General features: G+C 46.7%; 20 protein-coding genes. 8 read left to right on the top strand and 12 right to left on the bottom strand.

Translation table 11 applies throughout. The features are described 5' to 3' along the window. Positions 1 to 17: 17 nt before the first annotated feature. Positions 18 to 308 (bottom strand): YerC/YecD family TrpR-related protein, encoded by a 291-nt coding sequence (locus tag LRL21_RS35005; protein ID WP_076235767.1) that lies wholly within the window; start codon positions 306 to 308, stop codon positions 18 to 20. Between the two features lie 234 nt (positions 309 to 542). Here LRL21_RS35005 and LRL21_RS35000 point away from each other — a divergent pair, with 234 nt between their 5' ends. After that, the gene (locus LRL21_RS35000; protein ID WP_240420448.1) at positions 543 to 1,076 is read left to right on the top strand and encodes a hypothetical protein; all 534 of its coding nucleotides are present in this window, start codon (positions 543 to 545) and stop codon (positions 1,074 to 1,076) included. Positions 1,077 to 1,228: 152 nt separating this feature from the next. Here LRL21_RS35000 and LRL21_RS34995 read toward each other — a convergent pair whose 3' ends face one another. After that, positions 1,229 to 1,960, bottom strand: coding sequence for a ThuA domain-containing protein (locus LRL21_RS34995; protein WP_240420447.1), 732 nt, complete (start codon positions 1,958 to 1,960; stop codon positions 1,229 to 1,231). 210 nt (positions 1,961 to 2,170) lie between these two features. Between LRL21_RS34995 and LRL21_RS34990 the strand changes: the two genes are divergently transcribed. The 3 genes from LRL21_RS34990 (at position 2,171) to LRL21_RS34980 (ending at position 7,898) form a co-directional block, all read left to right on the top strand. Beyond that, a complete protein-coding gene (locus tag LRL21_RS34990) occupies positions 2,171 to 3,109 on the top strand; it encodes a helix-turn-helix domain-containing protein (protein ID WP_240420446.1) in 939 nt (312 codons plus the stop codon). Positions 3,110 to 3,292: 183 nt separating this feature from the next. After that, the gene (locus tag LRL21_RS34985) at positions 3,293 to 5,665 is read left to right on the top strand and encodes a transglycosylase domain-containing protein (RefSeq protein ID WP_240420445.1); all 2,373 of its coding nucleotides are present in this window, start codon (positions 3,293 to 3,295) and stop codon (positions 5,663 to 5,665) included. 331 nt (positions 5,666 to 5,996) lie between these two features. Next, complete coding sequence (locus tag LRL21_RS34980; protein WP_240420444.1) at positions 5,997 to 7,898, top strand: S-layer homology domain-containing protein; 1,902 nt, start codon at positions 5,997 to 5,999, stop codon at positions 7,896 to 7,898. A gap of 111 nt (positions 7,899 to 8,009) precedes the next feature. Here LRL21_RS34980 and LRL21_RS34975 read toward each other — a convergent pair whose 3' ends face one another. The 8 genes from LRL21_RS34975 to LRL21_RS34940 all read right to left on the bottom strand — a co-directional run bounded on the left by LRL21_RS34975 (position 8,010) and on the right by LRL21_RS34940 (position 18,847). Further along, the gene (locus tag LRL21_RS34975; protein WP_240420488.1) at positions 8,010 to 8,993 is read right to left on the bottom strand and encodes a siderophore ABC transporter substrate-binding protein; all 984 of its coding nucleotides are present in this window, start codon (positions 8,991 to 8,993) and stop codon (positions 8,010 to 8,012) included. A gap of 87 nt (positions 8,994 to 9,080) precedes the next feature. Further along, positions 9,081 to 9,839 carry an iron ABC transporter ATP-binding protein gene (locus LRL21_RS34970; protein ID WP_240420443.1) on the bottom strand — a complete coding sequence of 253 codons (759 nt, stop codon included), beginning with the start codon at positions 9,837 to 9,839 and terminating at the stop codon, positions 9,081 to 9,083. Then, positions 9,833 to 10,783, bottom strand: coding sequence for an iron chelate uptake ABC transporter family permease subunit (locus tag LRL21_RS34965; RefSeq protein WP_240420442.1), 951 nt, complete (start codon positions 10,781 to 10,783; stop codon positions 9,833 to 9,835). The genes LRL21_RS34970 and LRL21_RS34965 overlap by 7 nt, the downstream gene beginning before the upstream one ends. Then, positions 10,776 to 11,726, bottom strand: coding sequence for an ABC transporter permease (locus LRL21_RS34960; RefSeq protein ID WP_240420441.1), 951 nt, complete (start codon positions 11,724 to 11,726; stop codon positions 10,776 to 10,778). The genes LRL21_RS34965 and LRL21_RS34960 overlap by 8 nt, the downstream gene beginning before the upstream one ends. Then, complete coding sequence (locus tag LRL21_RS34955; protein WP_240420440.1) at positions 11,723 to 12,292, bottom strand: nitroreductase family protein; 570 nt, start codon at positions 12,290 to 12,292, stop codon at positions 11,723 to 11,725. The genes LRL21_RS34960 and LRL21_RS34955 overlap by 4 nt, the downstream gene beginning before the upstream one ends. Before the next feature lie 401 nt (positions 12,293 to 12,693). Beyond that, positions 12,694 to 14,262, bottom strand: coding sequence for an AraC family transcriptional regulator (locus LRL21_RS34950; RefSeq protein WP_240420439.1), 1,569 nt, complete (start codon positions 14,260 to 14,262; stop codon positions 12,694 to 12,696). A 781-nt stretch (positions 14,263 to 15,043) separates the two neighbouring features. Further along, positions 15,044 to 16,198, bottom strand: coding sequence for a glycoside hydrolase family 88 protein (locus LRL21_RS34945; RefSeq protein WP_240420438.1), 1,155 nt, complete (start codon positions 16,196 to 16,198; stop codon positions 15,044 to 15,046). A gap of 72 nt (positions 16,199 to 16,270) precedes the next feature. Next, positions 16,271 to 18,847 (bottom strand): glycoside hydrolase family 2 TIM barrel-domain containing protein, encoded by a 2,577-nt coding sequence (locus LRL21_RS34940; RefSeq protein ID WP_275901066.1) that lies wholly within the window; start codon positions 18,845 to 18,847, stop codon positions 16,271 to 16,273. Between the two features lie 174 nt (positions 18,848 to 19,021). Here LRL21_RS34940 and LRL21_RS34935 point away from each other — a divergent pair, with 174 nt between their 5' ends. Both LRL21_RS34935 and LRL21_RS34930 read left to right on the top strand, forming a co-directional pair. Beyond that, entirely contained in the window at positions 19,022 to 19,879 is an 858-nt protein-coding gene (locus LRL21_RS34935; protein ID WP_240420487.1) for an AraC family transcriptional regulator, read from the top strand. A 104-nt stretch (positions 19,880 to 19,983) separates the two neighbouring features. Then, positions 19,984 to 20,670, top strand: a complete 687-nt coding sequence (locus LRL21_RS34930; RefSeq protein WP_240420436.1) for a class I SAM-dependent methyltransferase — start codon at positions 19,984 to 19,986, stop codon at positions 20,668 to 20,670. 43 nt (positions 20,671 to 20,713) lie between these two features. On the opposite strand, the gene LRL21_RS34925 is transcribed toward LRL21_RS34930, so the two are convergent. After that, positions 20,714 to 21,718, bottom strand: a complete 1,005-nt coding sequence (locus LRL21_RS34925) for a Gfo/Idh/MocA family protein (protein WP_240420435.1) — start codon at positions 21,716 to 21,718, stop codon at positions 20,714 to 20,716. Continuing rightward, entirely contained in the window at positions 21,708 to 22,532 is an 825-nt protein-coding gene (locus LRL21_RS34920) for a sugar phosphate isomerase/epimerase family protein (RefSeq protein ID WP_240420434.1), read from the bottom strand. Before LRL21_RS34920 ends, LRL21_RS34925 begins: the two co-directional genes overlap by 11 nt. 407 nt (positions 22,533 to 22,939) lie before the next feature. Between LRL21_RS34920 and LRL21_RS34915 the strand changes: the two genes are divergently transcribed. Then, positions 22,940 to 24,559: an extracellular solute-binding protein gene (locus LRL21_RS34915; protein ID WP_240420433.1), complete on the top strand. Its 1,620-nt coding sequence runs from the start codon at positions 22,940 to 22,942 to the stop codon at positions 24,557 to 24,559. Positions 24,560 to 24,657: 98 nt separating this feature from the next. After that, positions 24,658 to 25,593 (top strand): ABC transporter permease, encoded by a 936-nt coding sequence (locus LRL21_RS34910; RefSeq protein ID WP_240420432.1) that lies wholly within the window; start codon positions 24,658 to 24,660, stop codon positions 25,591 to 25,593. The last annotated feature ends 5 nt before the right edge of the window (positions 25,594 to 25,598 follow it).

The raw sequence follows: 25,598 nt of genomic DNA, 5'->3' as shown, positions 1-25,598 counted from the left end.
CAAGCAATCTGTCTGATTCAGCGTCCTATGCGCTCCAAAGCGAGCTTATAACCGTCATTGCCATAATTCAGGCAGCGCTTAACCCGGGAAATTGTCGCTGTACTGGCACCCGTCTCGGCTTCGATCTGGTTATATGTATTGCCCTTACGCAGCATTCTGGCGACCTCCAGCCGCTGGGACAAGGATTGAATTTCATTGACCGTACACAAGTCATCAAAAAAAACGTAACACTCTTCCACATCTTTTAATGTCAAAATCGATTCAAACAGCTGATCGATCGCTTTGTCGTTTAGCTTTTTCAATTGCATGCTCATTCAACCCCTTGATGGTCTTCTAAAATCCTATAATGGATGTATTCGACATGCCCAGTAAAAATCCTTCCTTTAGGTTAGCAATACGTTACTCTTTTTATGCGTTAATGGGCTAAAATCAGGAAAAAAACCAAAAACCCGTGACAGGAGTCCAATCCATCCATTCGCCTACCACATAGACTGCATAAGGGCAATCGTCTATAACCAAACTATAAAAGGAATGTGAATCCGGTGAGCATACAAAGACCACCTATAGGAAATCGAGGCGTGAATACCCGCAGCTTCACACAACAACCTCCATCCTATTCTTTGGGGACACAGCTTCCCAATCCGTATCCGGGGATCGGCACCAACTACACACCACAGCCCCAGTATACGCCTCAAGTATTGCAAGCAGCACCAACAACTCCACCAGCAAGCGGTGGGGGCGGAGCACTTAGTAAGCTGGCTTCTTTCTTCGGCGGAGGCAGTACAGCCGGTTCAGGAGCAGCAACAGGCGCCAGCAGCGCAATCAATATCGCTCAAATGAAGCAGATCTTTGATCGTCTTGGTGGAATTGATGGCATCATGGACACCATGGGCAAGGTGCAAAAGATGGTCCAGAGCGTACAGCAGATGGCACCGCTCGTTAAGGTATTGATGGGCTCCTTTGGCAAAAAGAAAAAGGACGGCGATAGCGACGCCCCGCTTCGCCGCCGGCGTCGTAAACGTACCAGCGGCAAGAACACGAGTAAAAACCGCGGCAAACGCCGGAAAGCACGCTAACCAAGATCGCACTTTTATACCATCGTTCTCCCCACCCTCTCTGCTGAAGGAACATCCGTAAAGCCGCATGACGCAAAATCAGCTGTGCCCGGAAAATCGGGTGCAGCTGATTTGTTGTGGAGCCACTAGAGCCCCGTCATATAATGCTAACCTTACTCCTTTGCCTTAATCGGCTCCAAAGGCTGGCTGTTGCCATACTTCGGATATTCACGAGTTGTCGGAGCAGCCCAGTAGACACTGTTACGGATAACACGACGCACCTGCTCATTATAGTAAGTAGGGTAAGATTCATGGCCTGGGCGGAAGTAGAAAATCTTGCCTTGTCCACGGTGGAAGGTGCAGCCGCTGCGGAACACTTCTCCACCCTCAAACCAACTGACCAGGATCAGCTCGTCCGGAGCTGGAATATCAAAGTGCTCGCCGTACATTTCTTCGGATTCCAATTCAATGTAGGAGCCGATGCCTTCGACGATCGGATGACCCGGGGATACGACCCACAGACGTTCCTTCTCGCCCGCTTCTCTCCATTTCAGATCGCAGGAAGTGCCCATCAATTTTTTGAAAATTTTAGAGAAGTGGCCTGAATGCAGAACAATCAGACCCATACCATGCAGCACGCGATTATGTACACGCTGTACAATCTCATCCTGTACATCGCCATGCGCCTTGTGTCCCCACCAGATCAGCACGTCCGTATTGTTCAAACGTTCCTCAGTCAAACCATGCTCTGGCTCATCGAGTGTCGCATAGGACACATCCAGCTCAGTTCCCAAGCCTTCACCGATTACTTGATGTATGCCATTCGGGTAGACAGCACGTATTGCTTCATTTTCCTGTTCGTGACGAAATTCATTCCATACGGTAACACGCAGCTTTTGACTCATTGGGATTGTAGCCTCCATATCGGTTGGTTTGTAATATAACCTGTATTATATAGGAATATACCCATAAAATGATATGCTCAAAACTGTGTGTTCTTTATTCAAAAACGCCATCGCCCCATCAAATCATGCTATACTAATCTTTACATACAAACAAATCGACTATCCAATACTGGTATCGTTGATCGGTTAAATTTTGGAGGTAGCAGCAATATGTTCATGGCGCCGGAGCAAGAAACTGAAGTTCATAATGAGCTGGTCGATTATCAAAATCCGTTACTTCGTTTGAAAATTTGGCGAATTACAGATGACGATCCGATCATCATAAGTGAAGACATGAGCAAATCCCCCGCGATCATTTCCCCATCGAAATATCGTTGGCATTACCATAAGGAAGTTGAATTCCTGGCCATTATTGAAGGCTCGCTCAGCGTGCAGACGAAGCATGATACACGTGTGCTGCAGAGTGGGGATGTCCATGTGCTGGGCAGCTCGCAGTTGCATCGCACCAAGAAGGAAAGCTCGGAGCCGCTTAATTATTTGGTGTGCCAGTTTGATCTGGCGCAGCATTTTGACGAGAGTACAATGCCGTATTTGCATTATTTCAGTGAAATTCGCCGCCCGCTTGGGCTTCTTAACTATATGTTCGGTGAACATGCCGATATACAAAAACAGGCACATGATATTATTATGGACATCTTTGCAGAATCACAAACCAATCAAAAAGGCTGTGAGCTTGCCATTACGGCTTCCATTCGGCGCTTGCTCCTGCTTCTTCTGCGAAATGATACACGTGGTATGCTGCATGGCTCGGAACGGGATGAGCTGACACGCCTGCAGCCAGCACTGGATTATGTGGAGCAGCATATGGACGAAAAAATCTCGATTGAACAAGCATCCGCAGTACTCAACCTGAGCTATCATTATTTTATTAAATATTTTAAAAAGGTTATGGGCTTGTCCTTCGTCGATTATGTCAACTTCAAACGCATCAAAAAAGCTGAGCGTCTTCTCCTCACTCTGGATGTCAGTATTGTAGAGGTTGGCGAGGCTGTCGGGATTCCGAATATGGCGCAATTTTACAAGCTGTTTAAACGCCATAATCACTGCTCTCCAAAGGAATTTAAGCTGCGCATGAAACTCGAATCCTGAATTTCATCGATAAGTACCCAACTACACCTCTAAAGAGACATCATTTTTCGAACAATATAGAATATGAGGAACAACGTGCGGAGCCTTTCATGACTACAAATCATCCATAAACCAGCCTTCATGTTTGGCCCACCCCCTCTAGTGGTAAGAACCCTAGTACAACTTAATATGGGGGAACAACAGATGACTACTCAAATCAAACTAAAAATCGCAGCGCTGTCCCTTCTTTTTCTCATCGTGTTCACCGGGCTCGGAACGGCTACTGTCGCTTGGTGCTGGAATTCCTATATGAATATATATCGAGCTATCGATATCTCAGCACTCAGTAAGGAGCCTCCGCGTTCTACGGTTTTTTATGACAGCAACGGGGACGTTATCACCGAACTAACGAATTCGCGGATGGAATATATGCCTCTTGACCAATTTCCCAAGACGGTGCAGGAAGCGGTTATTGCCGTGGAGGATGCCCGATTCCGCGAGCATCAAGGCATCGATTTTAATGGAATCGCACGAGCTTTTTATCATAACTGGAAGTCCGGGGAAACCGTTCAAGGTGGCAGCACCATTACTCAACAGCTTGCCAAAACCTTGCTATTCTCGCCCGAGCAAACGTATTCACGCAAAATCAATGAAGCTGTCGCCTCCATTAAAATCGAAAATGAATATTCCAAAGATCAAATATTGGAGCTGTATTTGAATTATATTTATTTTGGTGAAGGTGCTTGGGGATTGCAGCGGGCTGCAGAATCGTATTTTGGCAAACAAGCTATGGATTTAACTTTATCGGAAAGTGCGTTGCTCGCTGCCATTCCAAAGTCACCCACTAACTACTCACCTGTGAAAAAGCCCGAGCAGGCCAAGGAACGGCGGAATCTTGTATTAAGTCTGATGGCTGAGCAGGGCCGTATTACAGAGGCCGAACGGGACAGCGCCCGTAATGAAGAAATCAAGCTTGCCATTCGGACGGAGCCTAAGGTTGCCAAGCATCCATCCTTTGTCGATCATGTGATTAATGAAGCCATCGATAAATACGGCTTGACGGAACAACAGATTTTATCCTCCGGCTACCATATTTACACGACCATGGCTCCCACAGTTCAAAATGCGGCGGAAGAGGTATACAAAGATGCCTCCTTCTTCCCTGAGGATGCTGGTGGGTTACAGAGCGGGATCGTACTGATGCAGCCGCAAACCGGTGCTGTACTGGGCATTGTAGGCTCCCGCAATCTGAAGCAGGAGTTCCGTGAATTCAATTATGCCACGCAAAATGAACGGCAGCCGGGTTCCGCCATCAAACCGATTCTTGTGTATGCGCCAGCACTGAGCGAGGGCTACGGACCGAAGGATAAGATCTTTGACGCGGAAACCGATTTTGGCGGCTCCTATACACCGATGAATTACATGCGGCAGCTGCATGGCTGGGTCACGCTGGAGGATGCCCTGATTCAATCCTACAATATCCCGGCTGTAGCCCTGCTGAAGGAGATCGGTATCGATAATGGCTTGGCTTTCGCCAGCAAAGCTGGACTCCGACTTCAGCCAGAGGATCGAACCTTAGGGATAGCCTTGGGCGGCATGAGCAGGGGGACCTCTCCGCTTGCTATGGCACAAGCTTACACTATGTTCGCCAATCAAGGGAATATGGCTAAGGCTTATGCCATTACGAAGATCGTGGATCGCAAGGGGCAGCTGGTCGGCTCAGAGACGGTTCCGGTATTGGAGCCACTGCTGGACCCCAGTGCTGCCTTCACGATGACCAGGATGCTTGAAGAAGTCGTTAATGACGGCACCGGACAAAGTGCACAGATGGATCGACCCGTAGCCGGCAAAACCGGTACGACTCAGCTTCCGGACATTCCGGAATTCAAGGATGAGAATGGCAATCAAATCGACGGCACCAAGGATGCCTGGTTTGTCGGTTATACACCTGAGCTTGTTGCCGCCGTGTGGCTGGGATATGAGAAAACGAACAAAGATCATTATCTAACAACAACAGGTGGTCGGTACCCTGCCGCTTTATTTAAGGAAGTCGTCAGCCGTGCGCTGCAGGATGTTCCTGTATCCGACTTTGAAGAACCCGAGAGTTATGCCTACGTGCGTGGAGGCAGCAAAAGAATTAATGGCGAGCAGGAAGCTATCCTGCTTGCCGCTGCAGCAGCCGAGAAAGCAGCCCGAGATAAGGAACAAGCCCAGAAGCAAGCCCTGATCGCCAAAGCAGAGGCTGACAAAGCAGCTGCGCTCGCCGTCAAAACACCATCAGGCAAAGACAAGCCTGCAGACACGAAAAAGGATAACAACGGCAAGCCAACAACTGCTCCCTCCAATGCTGACAAGAATAAGGCGCCAACAACAGCAAGTACAACCAAGAAGGATACTGATAATAAGGATAATACCAAGAATGATAAAGCAGCTCCCGCTAAGGATCAGAAGACTGCTGCGGTTTCCAAAGATTCTAATGACAAGAATAAAACTAAAAATGAAGCAGTAAACAGCAACAGTAGCAAAGATAACAAAGACAATAAAAATAATAATGAATCTCCAAAAAAAGCTAAATGATCCAAAATGCAATCCAAATAATAGCAGCGATACATGCCAGACTTTTGTCGCAAGTGTTAGGGTAAGTTTGAGACATACACCTTAATTCTTACAACAGATGTACTGGTTTTTTCTATGCAAAAATTAATTCTCAATTTCAACTAGCCCGTAGTTTGTATACAACATGAAATATTTGTAGTATATTGGAAATTAAATAGTAAAATGGTAATGTATACATAGTTCCTGATACCTATAAGGAGGTTTGTCTATTTTAAGAAATGACAATTGATTTCTACATTCTAAATTTTTAAAAATTAAACCATATCATAATTTACAGGGAGAGAATCAAAAATTGAAAATTTCATTCAAAAAGATAAGCCAACTTACACTTTCATTTATGCTGCTTTCAGTTCTACTACCCGTTTTAGCATCTGCGGCAACTTATGTGAATATTAATAGGGATTCGGATTTTTACAAGGGTACTATTTTCGGAACAATAAGCAGTGACGTGTATAAGGAGGGTGTAAATGCCAAATTTTCCGTATATAAGGACTATCCGCTAACTGTACCTGTTCCTCTGCTTTCATTTCATGCCGTTTTTAACAAGGATCTTTCCGTAAACGGTGCTGCGTACTTCGATTTCACTGCCGAGATTCCTAAAACAAAAACAAATTCTTACGGATACTACTATCAAGCTACTTATAATAATTTGAATAGTGCAGTAGGGGGCGTTGCAGGAGCAATTGATGGAGGTGGTGGCGGTGGTGGCGGTGGATCTGGGAGTACAGCACCAAATATCGTATTAAATGCCTCCAGCTATACAATGCAGATTGGTGAGACAACTACAGTTTCTGCAACAGCTGAATATTACGATGATTTCAAGTCGGATGTCACCCCATATACAACATTCACATTAATGGATCCAACTATTGCCACTATTACATATGCAGGACTTATTACTGGCTCTCGTGCAGGCAGTACTGTACTTAATGCTACTTATAGCGGGAAAACAGTTACAGCCAATGTGTATGTTTCCAGTAAAGCTTCCACTAGCAGCGGCGGTAGTGGCGGTGGTGGTGGTGGCGGGAGCGTGTCCAATGATGGAGTTACAACAATTTCAGTTGCTAGCGATGGTTCCGTAAATGCTTTTAGTCTTTCGAATGCATTGGCAGTTGGAACAGTAGTTTTAAAACTTGAGGGAAATTCAGTATTGCTGCCTACCGTAGCTTTGATTGGTTTCGAAGGAAAGACAATTACAATAACAAATAATAACGGTTCCTATATTCTCCCACTTTCTGTACTTAAATTGGAAGATTTGGCTAAGCAGCTTGGTGTAGATGTTAATGATTTTAAAATTAATATATCTATCACAAAAGTGTCTGGAACAACTGCAGATGCAGTCCATACAGCGGTAATAGCGGCAGGCGGTGAATTGCTAGCTGATGCAATCGATTTTAACGTCGAGGCCATTGAAAAAAATGGAAAGAAGGTAATGGTGAATCTCGGTGACACATACATTTCTCGTTCCATACTCATACCTAAAGTCATAGATACTAGCAAAACTACCGGAGTGCTTTTTAATGATGCAGCTAACCAGGTGAGTTTTGTTCCTACCATGTTCTCAACAACTGAAGAGAAAACATTAGCCACAATCAAGCGTAACGGCAATAGCATTTATACCGTTATTAAATTACACAAAAGCTACCCTGACCTTACAGCCCATTGGGCCAAAGCTGATGTCGAGCTTCTTGCTAACAAGCTGGTAGTCGAAGGCTCCACAGCTGATACCTTTGAGCCGGAACGAAATATTACTCGTGCAGAATTTGCCACCTTAATAGTCCGTTCTTTAGGAATAGAGAGTGTTTCAAAATCTTCAAATTTTATTGATGTTAACGATGCTTGGTATACTAGCAGTATAACGGCGGCGGTTAAGGCTGGTATTATTAACGGCTATGAGGACCATACGTTCCATCCAGATGAACAAATTTCACGTGAAGAACTTGCAGCTATGATCATACGGGCAATGGTTTATGCTAATATTAGTACCGCACCTAGCGACCCTCAAAGTGTTCTTAGTAGGTTTAATGATTCCAATCAAATCGTTTGGGCACATGATGAAATTGCGAAAGCAGTAAACTCAGGCATTATGAACGGTTTAACAGATACTTCAATCGCTTCAAGTAAGAAGGCTACTCGGGCTCAAGCTGCAGTCATGTTGAAACGCTTTTTGACTGTTGCTGAATTTATTAATTAAACTTGTTAGATGCATACATGGTTTCAAGTCTCTCTTTGTCACAGAAAATCAACAATAAACAGGAGCATGCAGCTACTCGCCGCTTGCTCCTGTTTATTGTTTACCAGCTTACTATTTCAATCCCTTATCAATTTCATCGATCATTGCAGCAGTGGAGATCAGACCGCCACCCGACAAGTACCAGTAGTTTGGATCCAAATAAACAATGTTACCGTTTTTGAATGCATTCGTTTTCTTAACCAATTCATTTTCGATCACTTGTTTAGCTGTTGTTTTGCTTTCACCTACAGCGGTTTCACGGTCAACAACAAACAGGTAATCTGGGTTTTTCTCAACAATGTATTCAAATGAGATCGATTGACCATGTGTCGATACTTCAATGTTTTTCTCGGCAGGAACCACATTCAGTACATCATGGATAATACCGAAGCGGGAGCCCGGTCCATATGCGGTTACTTTGCCTCCGCTAACTAATGTGATCAGACCTTTTTTGTTGTCGCCAGCGGCTTTGGCATTCACTTTTTTGATGGATTCATTGATTTTGGCTAATTCTGCATCAACCGCTGCTTCTTTACCAAACAGCTTGCCGATGATTTTGGAGTTTTCGGTGAATGAATCCATATAACGCTTGGCATCCACGCCTACAAATACTGTCGGTGCAATTTTGTTCAGCTCTGCATAAGAAGCGTTCTGTCTGCCTGAAATCAGGATCAGGTCAGGACTCAGCGCATTGATTTTTTCAAAATCCGGCTCTTGCAGCGTTCCGACATTTTTATATTTGGCATCCTTGTATTTAGCCAGATATGGAGGAAGATTCGATTGTGGCACCCCTGTAACCTCAATGCCTAATTTATCCAAAGTATCGAGCATCCCGTAGTCAAACACGACAACTTTTTTCGGGTTTGTTTTGACCTTCGCTTCACCCAATTGATGCTTGATTGTAAGCTCAGTTGGAGAAGCAGGCGCAGCTGCTGGAGCTGGTGTAGACGCAGCAGGTGCTGGCGTTGTTGCAGTCGGAGCTTTGGCAGTTTCATTGGAAGCGGTCGAACCGCAAGCAGCAGCAACAAGGGCAATTATTAGCATACAAACAAACATGGATACTTTTCTTTTCACTCTGTTCACCTCTATAAGTTTTTTTATTTGTACTCATGACATACGTTAGTTCATGGAGTCAACGTTTGTTTATGAGAAATAAACACATATTTTATTGCCGCTAATCGTTTCAATCTGAATATCCATATCGTAAACTTCCTTTAATACCTCGGAGCTGATGATCTCGTCAGTTGTGCCCTCTCTGACGACCTTGCCATCCTTTAGCGCTACGATATAGTCGGAATAACAGGAAGCAAAATTGATGTCATGGAGCACCAGCACAATCGTTTTGCCCAGCTCGCTGACCATCCTTTGCAGTACCTTCATAATTTGCACCGAATGCTTCATATCCAGATTATTCAGCGGTTCATCCAGCAATATGTATTCCGTATTCTGCGCGACTACCATAGCAATATAAGCCCTTTGCCGCTGGCCGCCACTTAATTGGTCCAGATATTTATCCTGGATATCCACCAGATCCATATAGACAATCGCTTCATCCACGTACTTCCAATCCTCCGGGCCTAGTCTGCCTTGAGAGTAAGGAAAGCGTCCAAAGCTTACCAATTCCTTGATCGTCAGACGAATATTGATATGGTTCGATTGTTTGAGAATCGATATTTTACGGGCCAAATCATTGCTCTTCCACTTGCCAATCTCGGTATCCTCGATAAGCACCTCGCCGCTATCCTTCGTGATCAGTCGGCTTACGATAGATAGAAGTGTGCTTTTGCCTGCTCCGTTCGGACCGATGAATGAGGTGATTTTACCTTTGGCGATGCTAACTGATACATCATCGACAACATTTTTGTTTCCGTATCGTTTGGATACCCGTCTTACTTCTACCACGATTTATTCTCCTTTAACAGCAAATAAATAAAGTAAATACCGCCGATCAGATTAATCACTACGCTGACGGTCGTTGTGAACGTAAATACCCGCTCGACGATTAACTGCCCGCCAACCAAAGCCACGATACTGATCAGAATCGATCCCGGAATTAATATGCTGTGCCGGTACGTCCTGAACATCTGATGGGCCACATTCGCTACAAGCAATCCAAGGAAGGTGATCGGGCCGACAAGGGCAGTCGATATGGAAATGAGAATAGCGACGAGAATCAGCAATCTTTTGACCACATGATCATAATTGATGCCAAGATTAATCGCATGCTCCTTTCCCAGTGAGAGCACATCCAGGTATTTGGCAAATTTCCAGAAATACACCGCTACTCCAAGCACAACAATAAAGGAAACCGTAAGCAGATCGGAGCCGATCCGGTTAAAGCTGGCAAACATTTTATCCTGCACATGCAAAAATTCATTAGGGTCAATCATCACCTGCATGAAAGAGGAAACACTTTGGAACAAAGTGCCCATTATAATGCCGATCAACAGCAGAAAATAGATGTTTTGCCCCTCTCGCTTGAAAATGATCTTGTACAGCAATCCTGAGAACACAACCATCAAGCCCACAGAAGCTGCAAAATGCATATGCTTGCTCATCAACGACAATGCCGCAGAACCAAAGAAATAGACGATAAACGTTTGAAAAAGCATATAAAGCGAATCGAGTCCGAGTATACTTGGCGTCAAAATCCGGTTATTCGTAATCGTCTGGAACACCATGGTAGAAAACGCAATGGCAGCAGCAGTCAGTACGATGGCAAGAATTTTGATTCCTCGTCTGGGCAGCACATACCCCCAGTTGGTGCCGGATTGAATAAATATAAACGTAATGATAAGTGACAGTGCGACTGCGGCCAAAATCGTAATTTTGACTTTATTATGCATAAGCCTTTCTCCTCAACAGCAGGAACAGAAAAATCCCGCTACCTATAACACCGACCGTAAGGCCTATCGAAATCTCATACGGATAAATAATGACCCGACCGAGAATGTCGCAAAACAACACGAAGGCAGCACCCAATAAGGCGGTATGACTCAAGCTTTTTTTGAGATGATCGCCTTGATACAGCGTCACGATATTGGGAATAATCAGCCCAAGAAACGGAATCATACCGACGGTCAGAATCACGACTGAGGTAACCAAGGCCACGATAACCAGCCCAATATTGACGACCTGCTTGTAGTTGAGTCCCAGATTAATCGAGAATTCCTCGCCCATACCTGCTACGGTAAACTTGTTGGCATACAAATAAGCAATGATCACAACCGGAATACTGATGTACAGCATTTCGTAACGGCCTTTCATGATCATTGAGAAATCTCCGTGCAGCCAAGCCGAAATACTTTGAATAAGATCATGCTTATAAGCAAAAAACGTCGTCGTCGAACCGACAATCTGCCCGAACATCAGCCCCACCAGAGGGATGAAAATAACGTCCTTGTACTTGACCTTGTCGAGAATTTTCATAAAAATGAATGTACCGAGCAGGGCAAAGGTAAAGGAAACGAGCATTTTTTGCATCGGACTGGCCGTTGTAAACATCATTAAGGAAACCAATATCCCAAATCGCGCCGAATCCTCAGTCCCTGCCGTTGTTGGCGAAACGAATTTATTACGGGTCAGCTGCTGCATAATAAGACCGATCACACTCATGCTGACGCCAGCAATAATGAGACTGATCAATCGCGGAAAGCGGCTAATCAGCAGGATTTCCCATTGATCCTCCGTCAGACTCAGCAGATGCAAGGGACTGATGTCCTTCACACCTATGAACACCGAACACAATGATAAAATCACGATTGCTATGACCAAATATCTCTGTTTCATAAGGCTTGATCGATGACCGTAATGCGTTCAGCAGCCGGAATTCTCGGTTGTGCGTTCGGAATTAGCTCCGGATAACCTACATGTAAACTGCCTATCGCTCTTTCACCCGGTTGGATGCCCAAGGCTTCACGGAATGTTTGGTCTGACAGCAGCGGGTAGCTCTCCCATACCAGGCCAATACCCTGCTCCCAAGCTAACAAGCTAAAGTTGTGAATGAGGCAGCTCGTAGAGGCATAATCCTCCTCACGAACGCTAATCACAGGATTTTCTTTCATCACTACGACAACAAACGTCGGTACCGCCATAAATTTATCGTAAAATTTTTGTCCGAGCTCTTTGGCTTTCTCCGGGTCTCTTTCTCTTTTTCCCACGTTGTTGCGACTGATTTCCGCGATCCGCTTGCGCCCTTCTCCACGGACAATCACAAACCGCCATGGCTGTGTCATCTTGTGATTAGGCACCCATACTGCGGTATCAAGCAGCTCGGTTACAAGCTCAACGGGAACCTCGCGGCTTTGAAACCGGTGGACGGACCGTCTTTCTTTTAAAAGCTCAGCTAAGTTCATATTTCTTCCCCCAGAATGTGGTAAAAACCAGTTGAAGTGCTAGTAAGATAAACTAATTAAATAATGGTGATTAAAGAGCGGAGCGACCGGAGTGTTCTGGAGATAGCGTAGCGGTGCCTACACGCTTTCTGTAAGAAAGCGACTTCGAAAGCATAAACCGTTTGCGAATTTCTACCCTTAAATGTCTTATAGAATAAAGAAATTCTCAAACAACAGCAATCATAGGAACATTCCGGTTGTGCAGCAGGATCTAATCACCATTATTTTATAATCGTGATAGTAATAATCATTCTCACTCCGATATCATAAAACAGCCACCCTCTGCTGAGAATGGACTTTTCTGCAGGGGGCTTGGATATTCCTATTTTGTACACATGCAGACATCGCCATGTACGCTGGTTTTAGTCCATTCGGACAAGCAATTGTTTTACCATTTGCTCCACCAGACTCTCGTTCACTATCGGATTGTAGAGCGGTGAATCATATTCGCGAAGAAACAGGCACCGTTTTTTGAGGCGACTCGGCTTCAAGACGCACCACTGATTTTCAAGCTCCACGCAAAAGGCTTCAGTTGTCGAAGAATGCATCAGAAACAACACATTTTCGCAATCAAGCTCAGCAATTTCTTCAAGCTTATCGACCTTCATCAGGCTGATCTGCTTGGCTGGAGACGGTGGAGTGACCTGTAGATCCTCATAAAAAATTTCTCTCAGCTTTCTCGACTTCATTCCAAACAAATAAAATCCGCCCTCAACCGCATGGACAACAAGAAACGGTTCATTACCGAGCACATTTTTCACATGACGGCGGGCATTTTCCACCTTCAACTCATAATAGGAAAGCCACCATTCTGCGATCGATGTCAGACCTAACACCTCGCTAATGTCCAGCAGCCGTTCTTTCCATGAATATTCCTTCCAATGAAGCACAACAACCGGGGCAATTTCTGAAAGCTTCTCGTAGTACTCGTTCGTGGTCGGCCCGCTTATAATCAATTCCGGCTGGGCAATGGCAAGCTGCTCCAGAACAAGCTCCGGATTATTTTCCCGCCAAGTCCGCTCAAACGATATATACGAGGTCATACCTAGAACAGCAAGATCCCCGGCAAAAACACCGTTGAGATTAGCAACTTTTTTCTTCGCACGCGCGGTATATTCGGTTGGCGTCATCCCCATGTGCTTCTTAAACAAGCGGCTAAAATAGTACTCATCGAGATAACCGACAGCGTGAGCGGCCTCTACAATGGATGTTGTCCCTCCTGCCAGCAGGTGAAGCGAAGCGTCCATACGGATTTTGGTCATATATTTGTGCGGACTGAGCCCAGTCTGCTCTTTGAAAGCCATATAGAAACGACTAGGACTCGAACCCGAGGATTTGGCAAGCTCTTCAATATCCAACGGATGGTTGTATTGTTCCAGCATAAGTTGACGTGCCTGTTCGACAAAAATAATCCGATCGGTTTGCGTTTCTTTCGGCTTTTGCACCGATTCCAGATAACAGGCAGCTATCGCGTATAAATGGGATTGGAGCTGGTAATACAGCGCGGTTCCCACGTACTCATTTTCACTCATAAAATCATGAATCCAGCTGCGGACCTGCGGTGTGCGGAATGGATGGAAGTCTTCTGAGAGCAGCACGTCCATGGGCTGGTAATCCGCTTTTCCCTTGGCTTGCGGCTGAGGTGTATCTTGGCTAAACCGGATGACAATGATCGTCACTAGCTGACTCGCGGTCTGTTCCAGCTTACACTGACAATGGGCAGGAATCAGAAAAATTTCGCCACTGAGCGCATTACCAATCATGGGCTTACGGGAGGTTCTCAGCGTCACCTTTACTTTGTGCAGCATCACAAAAGCAAAAGCATACTCAGTGGCTGTATGTATGTGAAGCGGCTCGCCTTTAACGATTTTGAGTTCTTCAGTGCTTCTATAGGTTAAGTTCATAGGACCGTTCAGATCAGGCTGTCGCATTGTAGTAGACATCTCCTTTTTTAAACTGACCAGATCGTGTGATGGGATAGAGCGAAAATTGAGCTGAGCTAAAAAACGGAATCGTGAGTGTAGACAAGCTAAGCTTGGACAATAACAAATTTGTGATTGTAGACCAAGCAGGTTTGGATACTATATTAAAAAATCGCGATGGAGGAGCAAGTATGGGAAAGAAGCTTGTATGATGATGGAACCCTTAGACCTGTACTTGAAGCATAACAATGATAATGATAATCATTTCCTAGTTTAACGATTTTCCTTGCAGGTTACAAGCCGCTGGAAATCATTAGCTTATACTTAACGGATGAAAGGCAGATCACACGAAAACCCCGCTCCTCCCATCATGGAGGGTGCAGGGTGAACTCAATCGGGCAACCGGAGTTTATTTTATTCTACTTTATCGGAGCTGCCATATAATCAACGCTCGACAGCTTTTCGGGTAGTGAGGCTGCATGTGCAAAAAGCAAAACACTGGTGCTGATTTTCAGCGTCTCAGTTCTCTTTTCCCATTTGCACGCTCGACCTCCCTTTCTACCACAGGCTGGTTCCATAACGATGAAAAACATCGTTACAAGGAATACAACCCCGTCAGGATGCTTCTAACGATGTTTTTCATCATTACAGCGAGCTTTCCGCACATTTGGGGCTCCATATCGACCTGTTACGATGTTATTCATCGTACTGCAAGTCTATTGGGCTGTTCTTCGGTTTGTAACGATGTTTTACATCGTAACAGGACTTGACTTGGAAAGTGCCTATGCTTTTAGAAAATCCGCGTTTTCCAGCCAAGCAGCTTGGCCAACGCTTCGACGTAATAGTAGTCTCCATAGATGAGGGAGACATCGACGTTCGAGTTGGCCGGCTTATGGCCGGTGCCGGCCAGCAGAATCGCCTCGTGCTCGGGACGATCCCACGTGGCGTAGTTTTGCGTCAGCGAGAGCAGGATGCGCTCAGCGGCCTTGCGGTACGGGTTCCCCTGTACCGGAGGCAGCGCAGCGGCCAGCTCAAGTAGGCCCGAGGCGGCGCAGGAGGCCGCCGAGGTGTCACGCGGCTCAGCGTCAAGCGACTCTGCCGCGCGGAAGTCCCAATGCGCGACGTGGTCGTCCGGCAGCATGGAAAGAAAGTAATGCGCGACGCGCTGTGCCGCGTGCAAATACTTCGTATCGCCCGTATAGCGATACGTGTTCGCCATGCCGTGCAGCGCCCATGCGGCGCCACGGCTCCAGGCCGAGTCGGGACCGGCGCCTTGGCCGCCGAGCGACTCGATGACTTCCCCTGTCAGCGGATCGAAGCTGACAATGTGGTTCACTGAACCGTCGGGACGAATGAAATGATTCGCGACCGTGTCGGCATGAGCCTTGGCAATATGCGTAAACCGTGGGTCTGCAATCTCTTCGGCTGCCCAGAACAAAATCGACAGATTCATCGAGGAATCGACAATTGACCAGCCCGTTTTGTCCTGATTCCATGCCCGCAGGAAATTGCCTGCAATATTAAAACGGCCTGCCAGGAAATTCGCAGCCGCCAATCCCCTGCGTTTACCCTCTTCATCTCCGGTCAGCTTGTACTTGATAACGGCAGTAGGCAAATATTGAAAGCCCACATCATGATGAAAGTTACTCACTTGAATCGACTTCTGCTCAAACTTCTCATCCCAGCCCCAAGCCGCTTGCTTGTAATGCTCTTTGCCTGTCATTTCATGCATAATCCACAGAATTCCCGGCCAGAAGCCGGAAGTCCACCAATCGTGACGCATATCGTCATAAATACCTGAATCCCTGGTCGCCACATGCGGCGACTTGCTGCCAATCTGTTCAATCATACGGTCAACCTTATGCTGTAGTGCTTCCCATAATTGCGGCAAAGCTTCCTGCAAAGTATCAGCTTGCAAAAAAGTTCTTGATTCCGGTGAATTCATCCTGTTCATCCTCCTGAAATTGGAATAGAATTGTCCGTGCTATGGAGCAGCCGTTAAAGCACGGCAGATTTATTAAATAGTGATAAATACGGTAGATAGTCCGTCACTCGCCACACTCACGACTGATGCAGACTTGCGAACCGAAGCACCCGTTATTGGCGCCTGACTATCATGGATGATACCATCGTTGACAGCACCCGTAGTCAGACCTGCTGTCACAGGCGCTGCTGTTCCGGCTCCCCCGGATGCAGGACCGCTTGCCGATACGAAGCCGCTGATTTGCACATTGGCAGCAGCACCGCCAATCGGATCGATCAAGATCCGGGCGCGACCGTTGGCAAGCTGGATCAGGCTGGAACCTCGAACCGTGCCCTGATGGTCGATCAGCTTGCCATCACCGGTCAGCCCGAAGCGGATAAAGTTGGTCGCATCCAGACATAAAACGCCTTGAGCATCATAGGCCAGTACCTCGGCAAGCACGAGTCCATCCTTTTGAACCTGTGCGCTTAATTTCAGTTCAGCCGGAGCTCCCCAGCTCTGCGTCTGGTATTCGAATGACAGCTCATCTGTCACGGTCACATCGTTCTTCGTCCCTACTACCTTCACTTGATTGATCCCCGGCTGCAGCACCGTATCCCAGCGAAGTCCGGCAGCAGGAAATCTACGTGAATCGCGCTGTTTAGCTCCAAGGCTGATTCCATTGAGGAACAGCTCGGCTTCCGAACAGTTGGAGTATACCTTGATTCGCTTGATTTCATCCTGACTGCCCCAGCGAACCGGCATCGTATGACCTTCGATCCGCACCATCGGCTGATCCGTCCAATACGATTGGTAGACGTAGTAGGCATCTTTTTTCGTAAAATCCCGTTCGACGATACCCTTCATATTCAAATACGGAATCGGTGAATCCGGACGTACCGGAGTCGCAAAATCCTTGAAGGACCACTGTGCAGTACCCGTCAGCCAGTCCATATGCTCCTGCGATTTTAAATACCAGTCGATCATCTCGCAGAAATACGTTTCCGACCAATCACCGTCACGAGATACACGGGGCTCTCCACCTGTCAGCAAATAGTCACCGTCGCGCTCATCGGTATTGCCGCCACCCTGTCCGATAAACTCAAAGCCTGTGAAGGTTTTCTCCACATGGCGTGTCGCCAGATTGTCCGCGCCCCATTCCATATGGAAAAACGCATCGACATTTTCAAAGGCTTGTTTGCTGCTTTCTTCATAATCCGTATAAATGCCACGGTACCATCCCGCCCAGATTGAAGGGGAATACACATCAATAATATCTTTGCAAAATTCACAACGGCGAATTGCTGTCAGGCGGCTTGGATCAAGCTTATGCGACAGATCATGAAGCTCCTGCATAAACCTGCGAATTTCCTCCTGATCAAAATAATCAAAATCGCACTCCCAGTCGTTCTCATTGCCAAGCCCCCATAAAATAACGGAAGGATGATTGTAATGCTGCTCAATCATTGCGCTCAGCATGTCCCTACACTGTTGACGGTATTGCTCACCACCCAGGCCACCCCGGCACCAAGGAATTTCCTCCCATACCAGAATCCCCAGCTCATCACACAAATCGAGCACAATACGGGATTGCTGGTAATGCCCAAGCCGGATAAAGTTGGCTCCCATATCCTTGATCAGCTGCATTTCCGTACGGATCATGTCCTCTGTCATTGCAGGTCCAATCCCCGCATGGTCCTCGTGACGATGTGTACCGCGCAGCAGCAAACGTTCGCCATTCAGCTTGAACGGGCCCTGCTTTACAAATTCGAAGCTGCGAACACCAAAGCGTTCTGTAATGCTGGTTTGACTGATTGGATTCGTCTGCCCGGTCTGTCCATTTATTAGCTCAACGGTACAGCTGTACAAATGAGGCTCAGCAGGCGACCAGAGAGAAGGCGCGGCAATCTCATACGAAGCAAGCTGCTTCATCCCCTCCCATGTCTGGGTTTGAACCGTAAACTCATCCATTTCCCGCCCATCGGGTCCATGCAAACGAATGACCAGCTCCAACTCTTCATCCCTTTGAAGCGGGTTATATAAGGAAGCCCGAACCGCAATCTGACAGCTTTCCAAATCTGCTGACAGCGATGTCTCGATATGCAGGCGCTCCAAGGAAATCGCCGGAACATAGACTACATTCAGATAGCGGTAAATACCCCCATACAGATTAAAATCGCTTGCATCTGAAGGTATCGTTTCCAGGTCGCGGCTGTTATCACAAGCAATGGCTATCGGCGTAACCCCATGATAACGCTCCAGCTTAAGTGCTTCCTCGGCAGCCTCTGTAATGTCGACAGTGAATTCATCATAGCCACCCAGATGAGAGCCAACTTTTTTCGTATAGACATACACATCGGAGCGCTGGCCTGCTCCTTCAAAATGCAGCAGCGTCCGTCCCTGCGGATAGGGATTGTTCAGCTTCAGAAGTGTCCTGTACCAGCCTTGTCCCTGATAGTATTTACCGTCTGGATCCAATACGTCCAAACCGTTATAGGTATGCGGCAGCTCAACTTCATGCCATGGTACGTTATAGTGATTTTGCAGCTTGTCCTGTCTCCATACTTCCCAGGGACCACCCAGACTTCCACGGTGATGCTGCCAATTGTCGATCAATCGATGCTTAATCAAGCCATTCACTCCCAGTTGTTTATTTATGCTCAGGTACGTTCTGCTTCTACGTTATAACCTTAACAAAAAATAGCACCGGAATGTTTGGCATCCTTATGATAAAATGTTGTTATATTACGATTAACGAAGCAAGTTTTTCCTGGAAAGCTTGCAGGAGGCTGCCCCTTGAAAATAATGAACTATATGAATCTGAACCAGTATCCGGTCCAGTTATCTTTTGCCAAAGACCGAACTTACGAATTTGTAGATATTTATCACGCCCATCAGGGCATGGAGCTTTTGTATGTTCACGAGGGACACGGGCGCGTCATTGTCAATCAACAAATTATTGAGCTGGCTCCGGGCAGTCTGATGTGCTTCAGACCTTTTCAGCTGCATCGTATCCAAATGGATATTCAACCGGAAGCGCCTTATATACGCTCACTATTTGTATTCGAGCCCTCCGTACTGGATTCCTACTTAAGCCCGTTTGCGAGCCTTCAATTGTATTTTCAACGTTTATGGAAGGACCCGCTGGAGCCGCAAATTTTTAGCGAGCTTCCTCAGCAAACGATTCTGCCGCTGCTGAATCAGTATCGAGATCGTATTGCACATACTGTACAAGGTGAACTGCGGTTGGAGGAGCAAATGTTTTTTTTGGTGGCCCTGCTGCATTATTTGAAGGGACAGGCAGTGACTGATCGGCATACCGAGCCTGTGGCCAGACCAAAGTCAACGGCATCCGAGCAGATTATGGAATGGGTTGAGGAGCATTATATGGAGGAATTTCAACTGAAGGTATTAGCCAAAGCAGTTCACTTATCGCCTAATCACGCATCTGCCGTCTTCAGACAGACGATCGGCACGACCATCACCGAATATTTAACCGCACGCCGCATTCGTCAAGCCTGCTGGCTGCTGCAAACGAGCGACTTGAGTGTACAAGATATCGGACAGATGATTGGCCTCGGGAATTTCCCTTATTTTTGTCAGCTGTTTAAAAAGCACGTGGGCATGAGCCCCTATCGGTTCAAACGTTCTGCGGGCTCTTGATTGTTATTTCGTGAATATATAGAAAGGTATTGACCTTGACGTTACGTCAACTTGTACGATCGAATTGTTCACATTCATTGGATCGATACAAGGAGGATACAGCAATGCCTGATCACACAACTATTTATCAACATGAAGCCAACACTTACCACGAGCTCATCTCAAAGCAAGCTGATTTAATGGGAAGGATTGAAGAGCTACGTCCCTGCTGCGGTCTCGATATCGTAGACCTTGGTGCTGGAACAGGACGGTTAACGGTGGCTTTGGGAAAGAAAGCCAAATCGATCGTCGCTCTTGACGCCTCGGAAGCTATGCTGTGCGTTGCCGCGGACAGACTGGAGCAAGCCGGATTAACCAACTGGCGCACACAGGCTGCCGACCATCGCAGACTTCCACTGGCTGATCAAAGTGCCGATTTGATCGTAGCCGGCTGGAGTATCTGTTACTTGGGAAGTACGAACGTTGCTAACTGGCAGCAAAATATTCATCAGGTGATGAGCGAAATACGACGTGTTCTCCGACCTGATGGAACCGCCGTTATTATCGAAACCTTAGGCACAGGCTCAGAGACGCCGACCGCCCCTGATTTCCTGCAGCCTTATTATGCCATGCTGGAAAAGGATTACGGGTTTGCTCACCAATGGGTAAGAACCGATTACACATTCGATCATTGGCAGCAGGCAGAACGGCTAACGCGATTTTTCTTTGGTGATGCCTTGGCTGAACAGGTGATCAGGCACAAGCTAACCCGCCTGCCCGAATGTGCAGGGATCTGGCATCTTCAGCTATGAATAGAGAGGTGTTCCCGCGCAGCGGAGCTTGTTCACTGCACCTTTAGGCTTCACCGGAAACATACAGCTCCCGCCCCATTCGGATCGCCTCGGAGATTTCAACGGCTTGTATGGCTGATTTTAAAGTATCACCCGGCTTACGCCCTGCACGAATATCATTAAAGAACAGCGCATTCTCTGAATAAAAGCCGTTTACAATGAACATTTCTTCGCTTCTGCCAAGCTCGACATTGCCGAGCTCGGCTTTGATTTCGTTATTGACCATATGAATCAGCTTGCCGGGAGCATCCAAGGAAGACCAAAAAGGAAGATGAAGGTGCATCGTATGGTTCGCGGCATCAATGACGACACGCTCAAGCACACTGCCGGATAAAGGGCGATATTGAATTTGTGCCCATACGCCCGATTCAAATTCGCAATCCAGATGAATATTAGATTCGGTTGCACCTTGATGACTGAACGGCTGATAACGAATACGCACTTGCTTATAATCGGAGTCAGCCAAATATTTGACCATATCAATGCCGTGTACCATCGTCATGGAAGCATTAGAGCCAATACGGTTAACACGATTGAGATCGTACCGAATATGATGAATACTGCCCGGCGACAGCTCGCGGGATAACCATTGCTTCGTATAGGCCACGACGGGCATGTATCTGCGGTTCCAGGCCACCTGATGAGGCGCTCCGCTAAGCTCAGCCGCCTGGATCATCCGTAAGGTCTCCTGTCTGGTCATTCCTGGAGGCTTCTCCATCAACAGCGGATAGCCTTTCTCCAGTATGGCTACAGCCAGCTGAGCAGTCAGCTGATAAGGGACGACCAGGCAGACCGCATCGGGCTTCTCATTTTCCAACGCTGTATCCATATCCGTATATGCTCTCTGAAAGCCGAATTGATCGCGGAATGCCTCCGCTTTGTCTCCATCGATATCTACGCAAGCCGCCAGCTCCACATCAGGATTCGATTCGGCGTATTTCCGGGAGGCGGGTCCATGACCTCGCAGTGCAATACTGCCGCAGCCTATCGTTACTATTTTAAAAGCCATCCTCTTCTCCACCTTTCATCGCTAAGGCTACATATCGTTTCCAGGCTGCAAGCTCGCGGGGGAGATGAATATCGTAAGGCTCCCAATTGTACCATTCCCCGCTCACATAGCCTTCATAACCTGCCTGCAATAAAGCTTTTGCAATCCGCAGCTGATCAAATTCACCCGTTCCGATGGGCGCGTAATGCAGACGATCCAGCCGTTTCAACCCGTCATGGAAATGCACATGCCGTATCCATGGCCCCAAGCTGTCCATTACAGCCTCCGGTCCAGTCAATCCCTCACGCTCCGTATGAATAACGTCCCAAGCTGCCGCAACATTCAAATCGTTCACTTCACGCATAATATCTGCCATCACACGCGGGTCCGACCAATGGTCATGAGTTTCAGCAACAATCGTTACCCCATGGGTCCGGGCATACGGCCCAAGAGAGCGGAATGCCTCAATAATGCTGTGCCGGGACACGTCCCGTGTACCTTCAGGCGGAATTCTTCCGCAGAACACTCTGACATAAGGAATTTCCAAATCATGGGCCAGCTTGATGTAGCTCTTCGTTTCATCGATCTGGGCTTCAACGTTCTCCGGTTGGGAATAGATATTGGAAATGCCGAGGCAGCAAAGCTCTATTCCCGAATCCGTCGCGTGCTTCCTGAGCTCATTTCTTATTGACTGGCTTGCACTCAGCTCTGCCCCGTGCCTATGCCCTGTTCCACTGCGCAGCTCCAATCCTTGAAACCCATAAGCCTGAGCTGCCGCCGTCATCTCGGGCAACGTCAGGTTGGGACAAGAAGCTGAGTTAAATGCATATTTCAAAGGGGGTTCCTCCTTTTATAAGTGCTCATCTATTCATGCTCATCATGGTCATACACTCCGTACAGCTGGGCTGTGACCTGTTTCTTGTATTATATCAATCAAAGACATAACAATATTGCTATATAATATAATAATATTGCGCTACCAACTTTTCCGACTTTACAACTCGGATTTGGTATAATATTATAAGGAAAAATGACTAATTTTGAAAAATAGGTCTCATATCCTAACCATAATTCCCTTTTTTTAGCTAAATACAAACAAAAAATTTCTTCTTTGGAAGGTTATGATCCACCCTATTCTCATTAAATTATCGGTTGATGAGGTAACAAAATCTAAAAATAGTTATATCAATTTTTAACAACATATAACAAATTCCAACTATTAAAGAGGAGCCAAGACCTGAAATGAACAAACAATTGCAATTATTAAAAGCCCCCTTAGCCGGTACCCTTATTCTCGGACTGTTGTCCGCATGCGCACAGTCGCCAGCACAGCCTGCTGGTCAAGCCGCTCAGACCAATGCCGAACCGACTAAGTATCCGATCCAGACAAAAGAAACGCTAAGCTATTGGATTGAGATGAATGCATCGTTCTTAGGGCTTAAATCAACCTTAAAGGATGTTCCTTTCTTTCAGGATTGGCAGAAAAATACCGGAGTGACGTTGAATATTACAGAAATCCCTAATGGACAGTCCAAAGAAGCCTTTAATTTGATGCTGGCCTCAGGCGATCTTCCCGATGTGGTTGAATACAACTGGCTGACGGGTGCACCTGGCGGTCCGGAGAAGATGATAAATGATGGATATATATTAAAGCTGAATGATTTGATCGATAAGCATGCCCCGAATTTGAAAAAGTACCTCAAAGATAACCCGGATGTTGATAAAATGGTCAAAACAGACAGCGGCAGCTACTATGTGTTCCCTTTTATTCGCAAGGACGATTTGGTCAAAACAACAGAAGGACCGGTTATCCGTAAGGATTGGCTCGATGAGCTGGGACTGCAGACTCCAACGACTATCGATGAATGGCATGATGTGCTGAAGGCATTCAAGGAAAAGAAAGGTGTTGCTGCTCCTCTTTCTATCAAAGGAAAGCCAAGAGCGCTTGAAAGTCTGATTAACGGCTCTTTTGTAGGAGCATACGGAGTTGTGAAAAACTTCTATGTCGATAACGGTCAGGTCAAATACGGACCGGCGGAGCCAGGATATAAGGAATTTCTCTCAACGATGCATCAATGGTACGAGGAAGGCCTGCTTGACAAGAACTTTACGACAGCAGATACCAAATCGCTGGATGCGGCTGTTACTTCTGGAGCCACGGGCGCTACTATTGGTGGAGCCGGCGGCGGAATTGGCAAATGGGGACCGATATTGACTGCCAAGGAACCGAATGCTAATCTGGTACCCGCTCCATATCCAGTGCTGAAAAAAGGCGACACACCGAAGTTCGGACAAAAAGAATTTTCTTACTCGGGTGCTTCCTCGGCCGCCATTTCAGCCAAAGCCAAAAATCCGGAGCTTGCCGTCAAATTTCTCGACTATGCCTACAGTGAGGAAGGGTACAACTTCTTTAACTTCGGAACTGCGGGCTTAAGCTACAATCTGGAAAACGGATATCCTAAATACACCGATCTATTATTGAAAAATCCGGATAAGCTTGCACCATCCCAGGCAATGGGCTTATACATCCGCGCTGCAGGTACCGGACCTTTCATTCAGGATAAACGGTTTATCGAGCAGTTCTACGCTATGCCTCAGCAGAAGGATGCCTTGACTGTATGGAAGAGTGACAACGATAAGTATGCACTGCCTCCTGTGACAATCTCTCTTGCAGATTCCGGTGAGTATTCCAAAATCATGTCGGATGTGAATACGCTGGTGGATGAGACCTCGCTCAAAATCATTCTTGGCGCGTTACCTATTGATTCCTTCGACAGCCATCTGGCCAAGCTGAAATCAGTAAATTTGGACAAAGCGATTCAAATCACGCAAAAAGCTTATGACCAATACAACAAAAGATAAGTAATACCAGTGACGGGGCGACCGATTTATGAGCCCCGTCTATCATTTTTTATATGAGAAAGGGTGTACCTATGCGCCGGAACGCCGCCAACCAAGCCATGACGACTCCACATAAACGAAAACCTGGCGCTTCGAAGTATGCCAAGGACTTCCTGCACAATAAATATTTATATCTGCTCATGCTCCCTATCATCGCTTATTACGTTGTCTTTCATTATATGCCCATGTATGGTGCGATCATTGCCTTCAAAAACTTTTCTCCAGTGAAAGGCATCTGGGGAAGCGAATGGGCCGGCATGGAGCATTTTCAAGCATTCTTTTCCAGCTATTATTTCTGGAGGCTGCTTACCAACACACTGCTCCTCAGCTTGAATACACTGCTGTTCGAATTTCCGGCTCCGATTCTGCTCGCCTTGCTGCTTAACGAGGTGCGGAACCGCCGCTTTAAAAATATGGTGCAGACGATTGCTTACATGCCTTATTTCATTTCGCTTGTCGTCATTTGCGGGATCGTTAAGGATTTTACCGGCAGCGGTGGTTTCGTCAATCTCGCCTACACCTTTGTCACGGGTACAGATGGACAAGCGTTGCTGCAAAAGCCGGAGTTATTTCGGTCGATCTACGTGTTATCGGAAATTTGGCAGAAGATCGGCTGGGAATCGATTATTTACATGGCCGCTTTAACCGGGATCGATCAGGAGCAATACGAGGCAGCCAGAATCGACGGTGCAAGCCGGCTCAGACAAATGTGGCATATTACGCTTCCCGGACTGATGCCCACGATTATGATTATGCTGATTCTTCGTATCGGCAATATGCTGAATGTCGGTTATGAAAAAATTATTTTGTTATATAATCCTGTGATCTACGAAACAGCCGATGTGATATCGACCTCGGTATACCGCAAAGGGCTGCTTGAAGCGAACTGGGGATTCAGCTCCGCGGTGGGACTATTCAATTCGGCGTTCAATCTGCTGCTTCTGGTGGGCGCCAATTATCTCAGCCGCAAATGGAGCAAGAACAGCTTATGGTAAAGGTG

The organism is Paenibacillus periandrae (assembly GCF_022458865.1).
Classification (GTDB): domain Bacteria; phylum Bacillota; class Bacilli; order Paenibacillales; family NBRC-103111; genus Paenibacillus_S; species Paenibacillus_S periandrae.
This window is presented reverse-complemented; position numbering and strand designations above follow the sequence as displayed.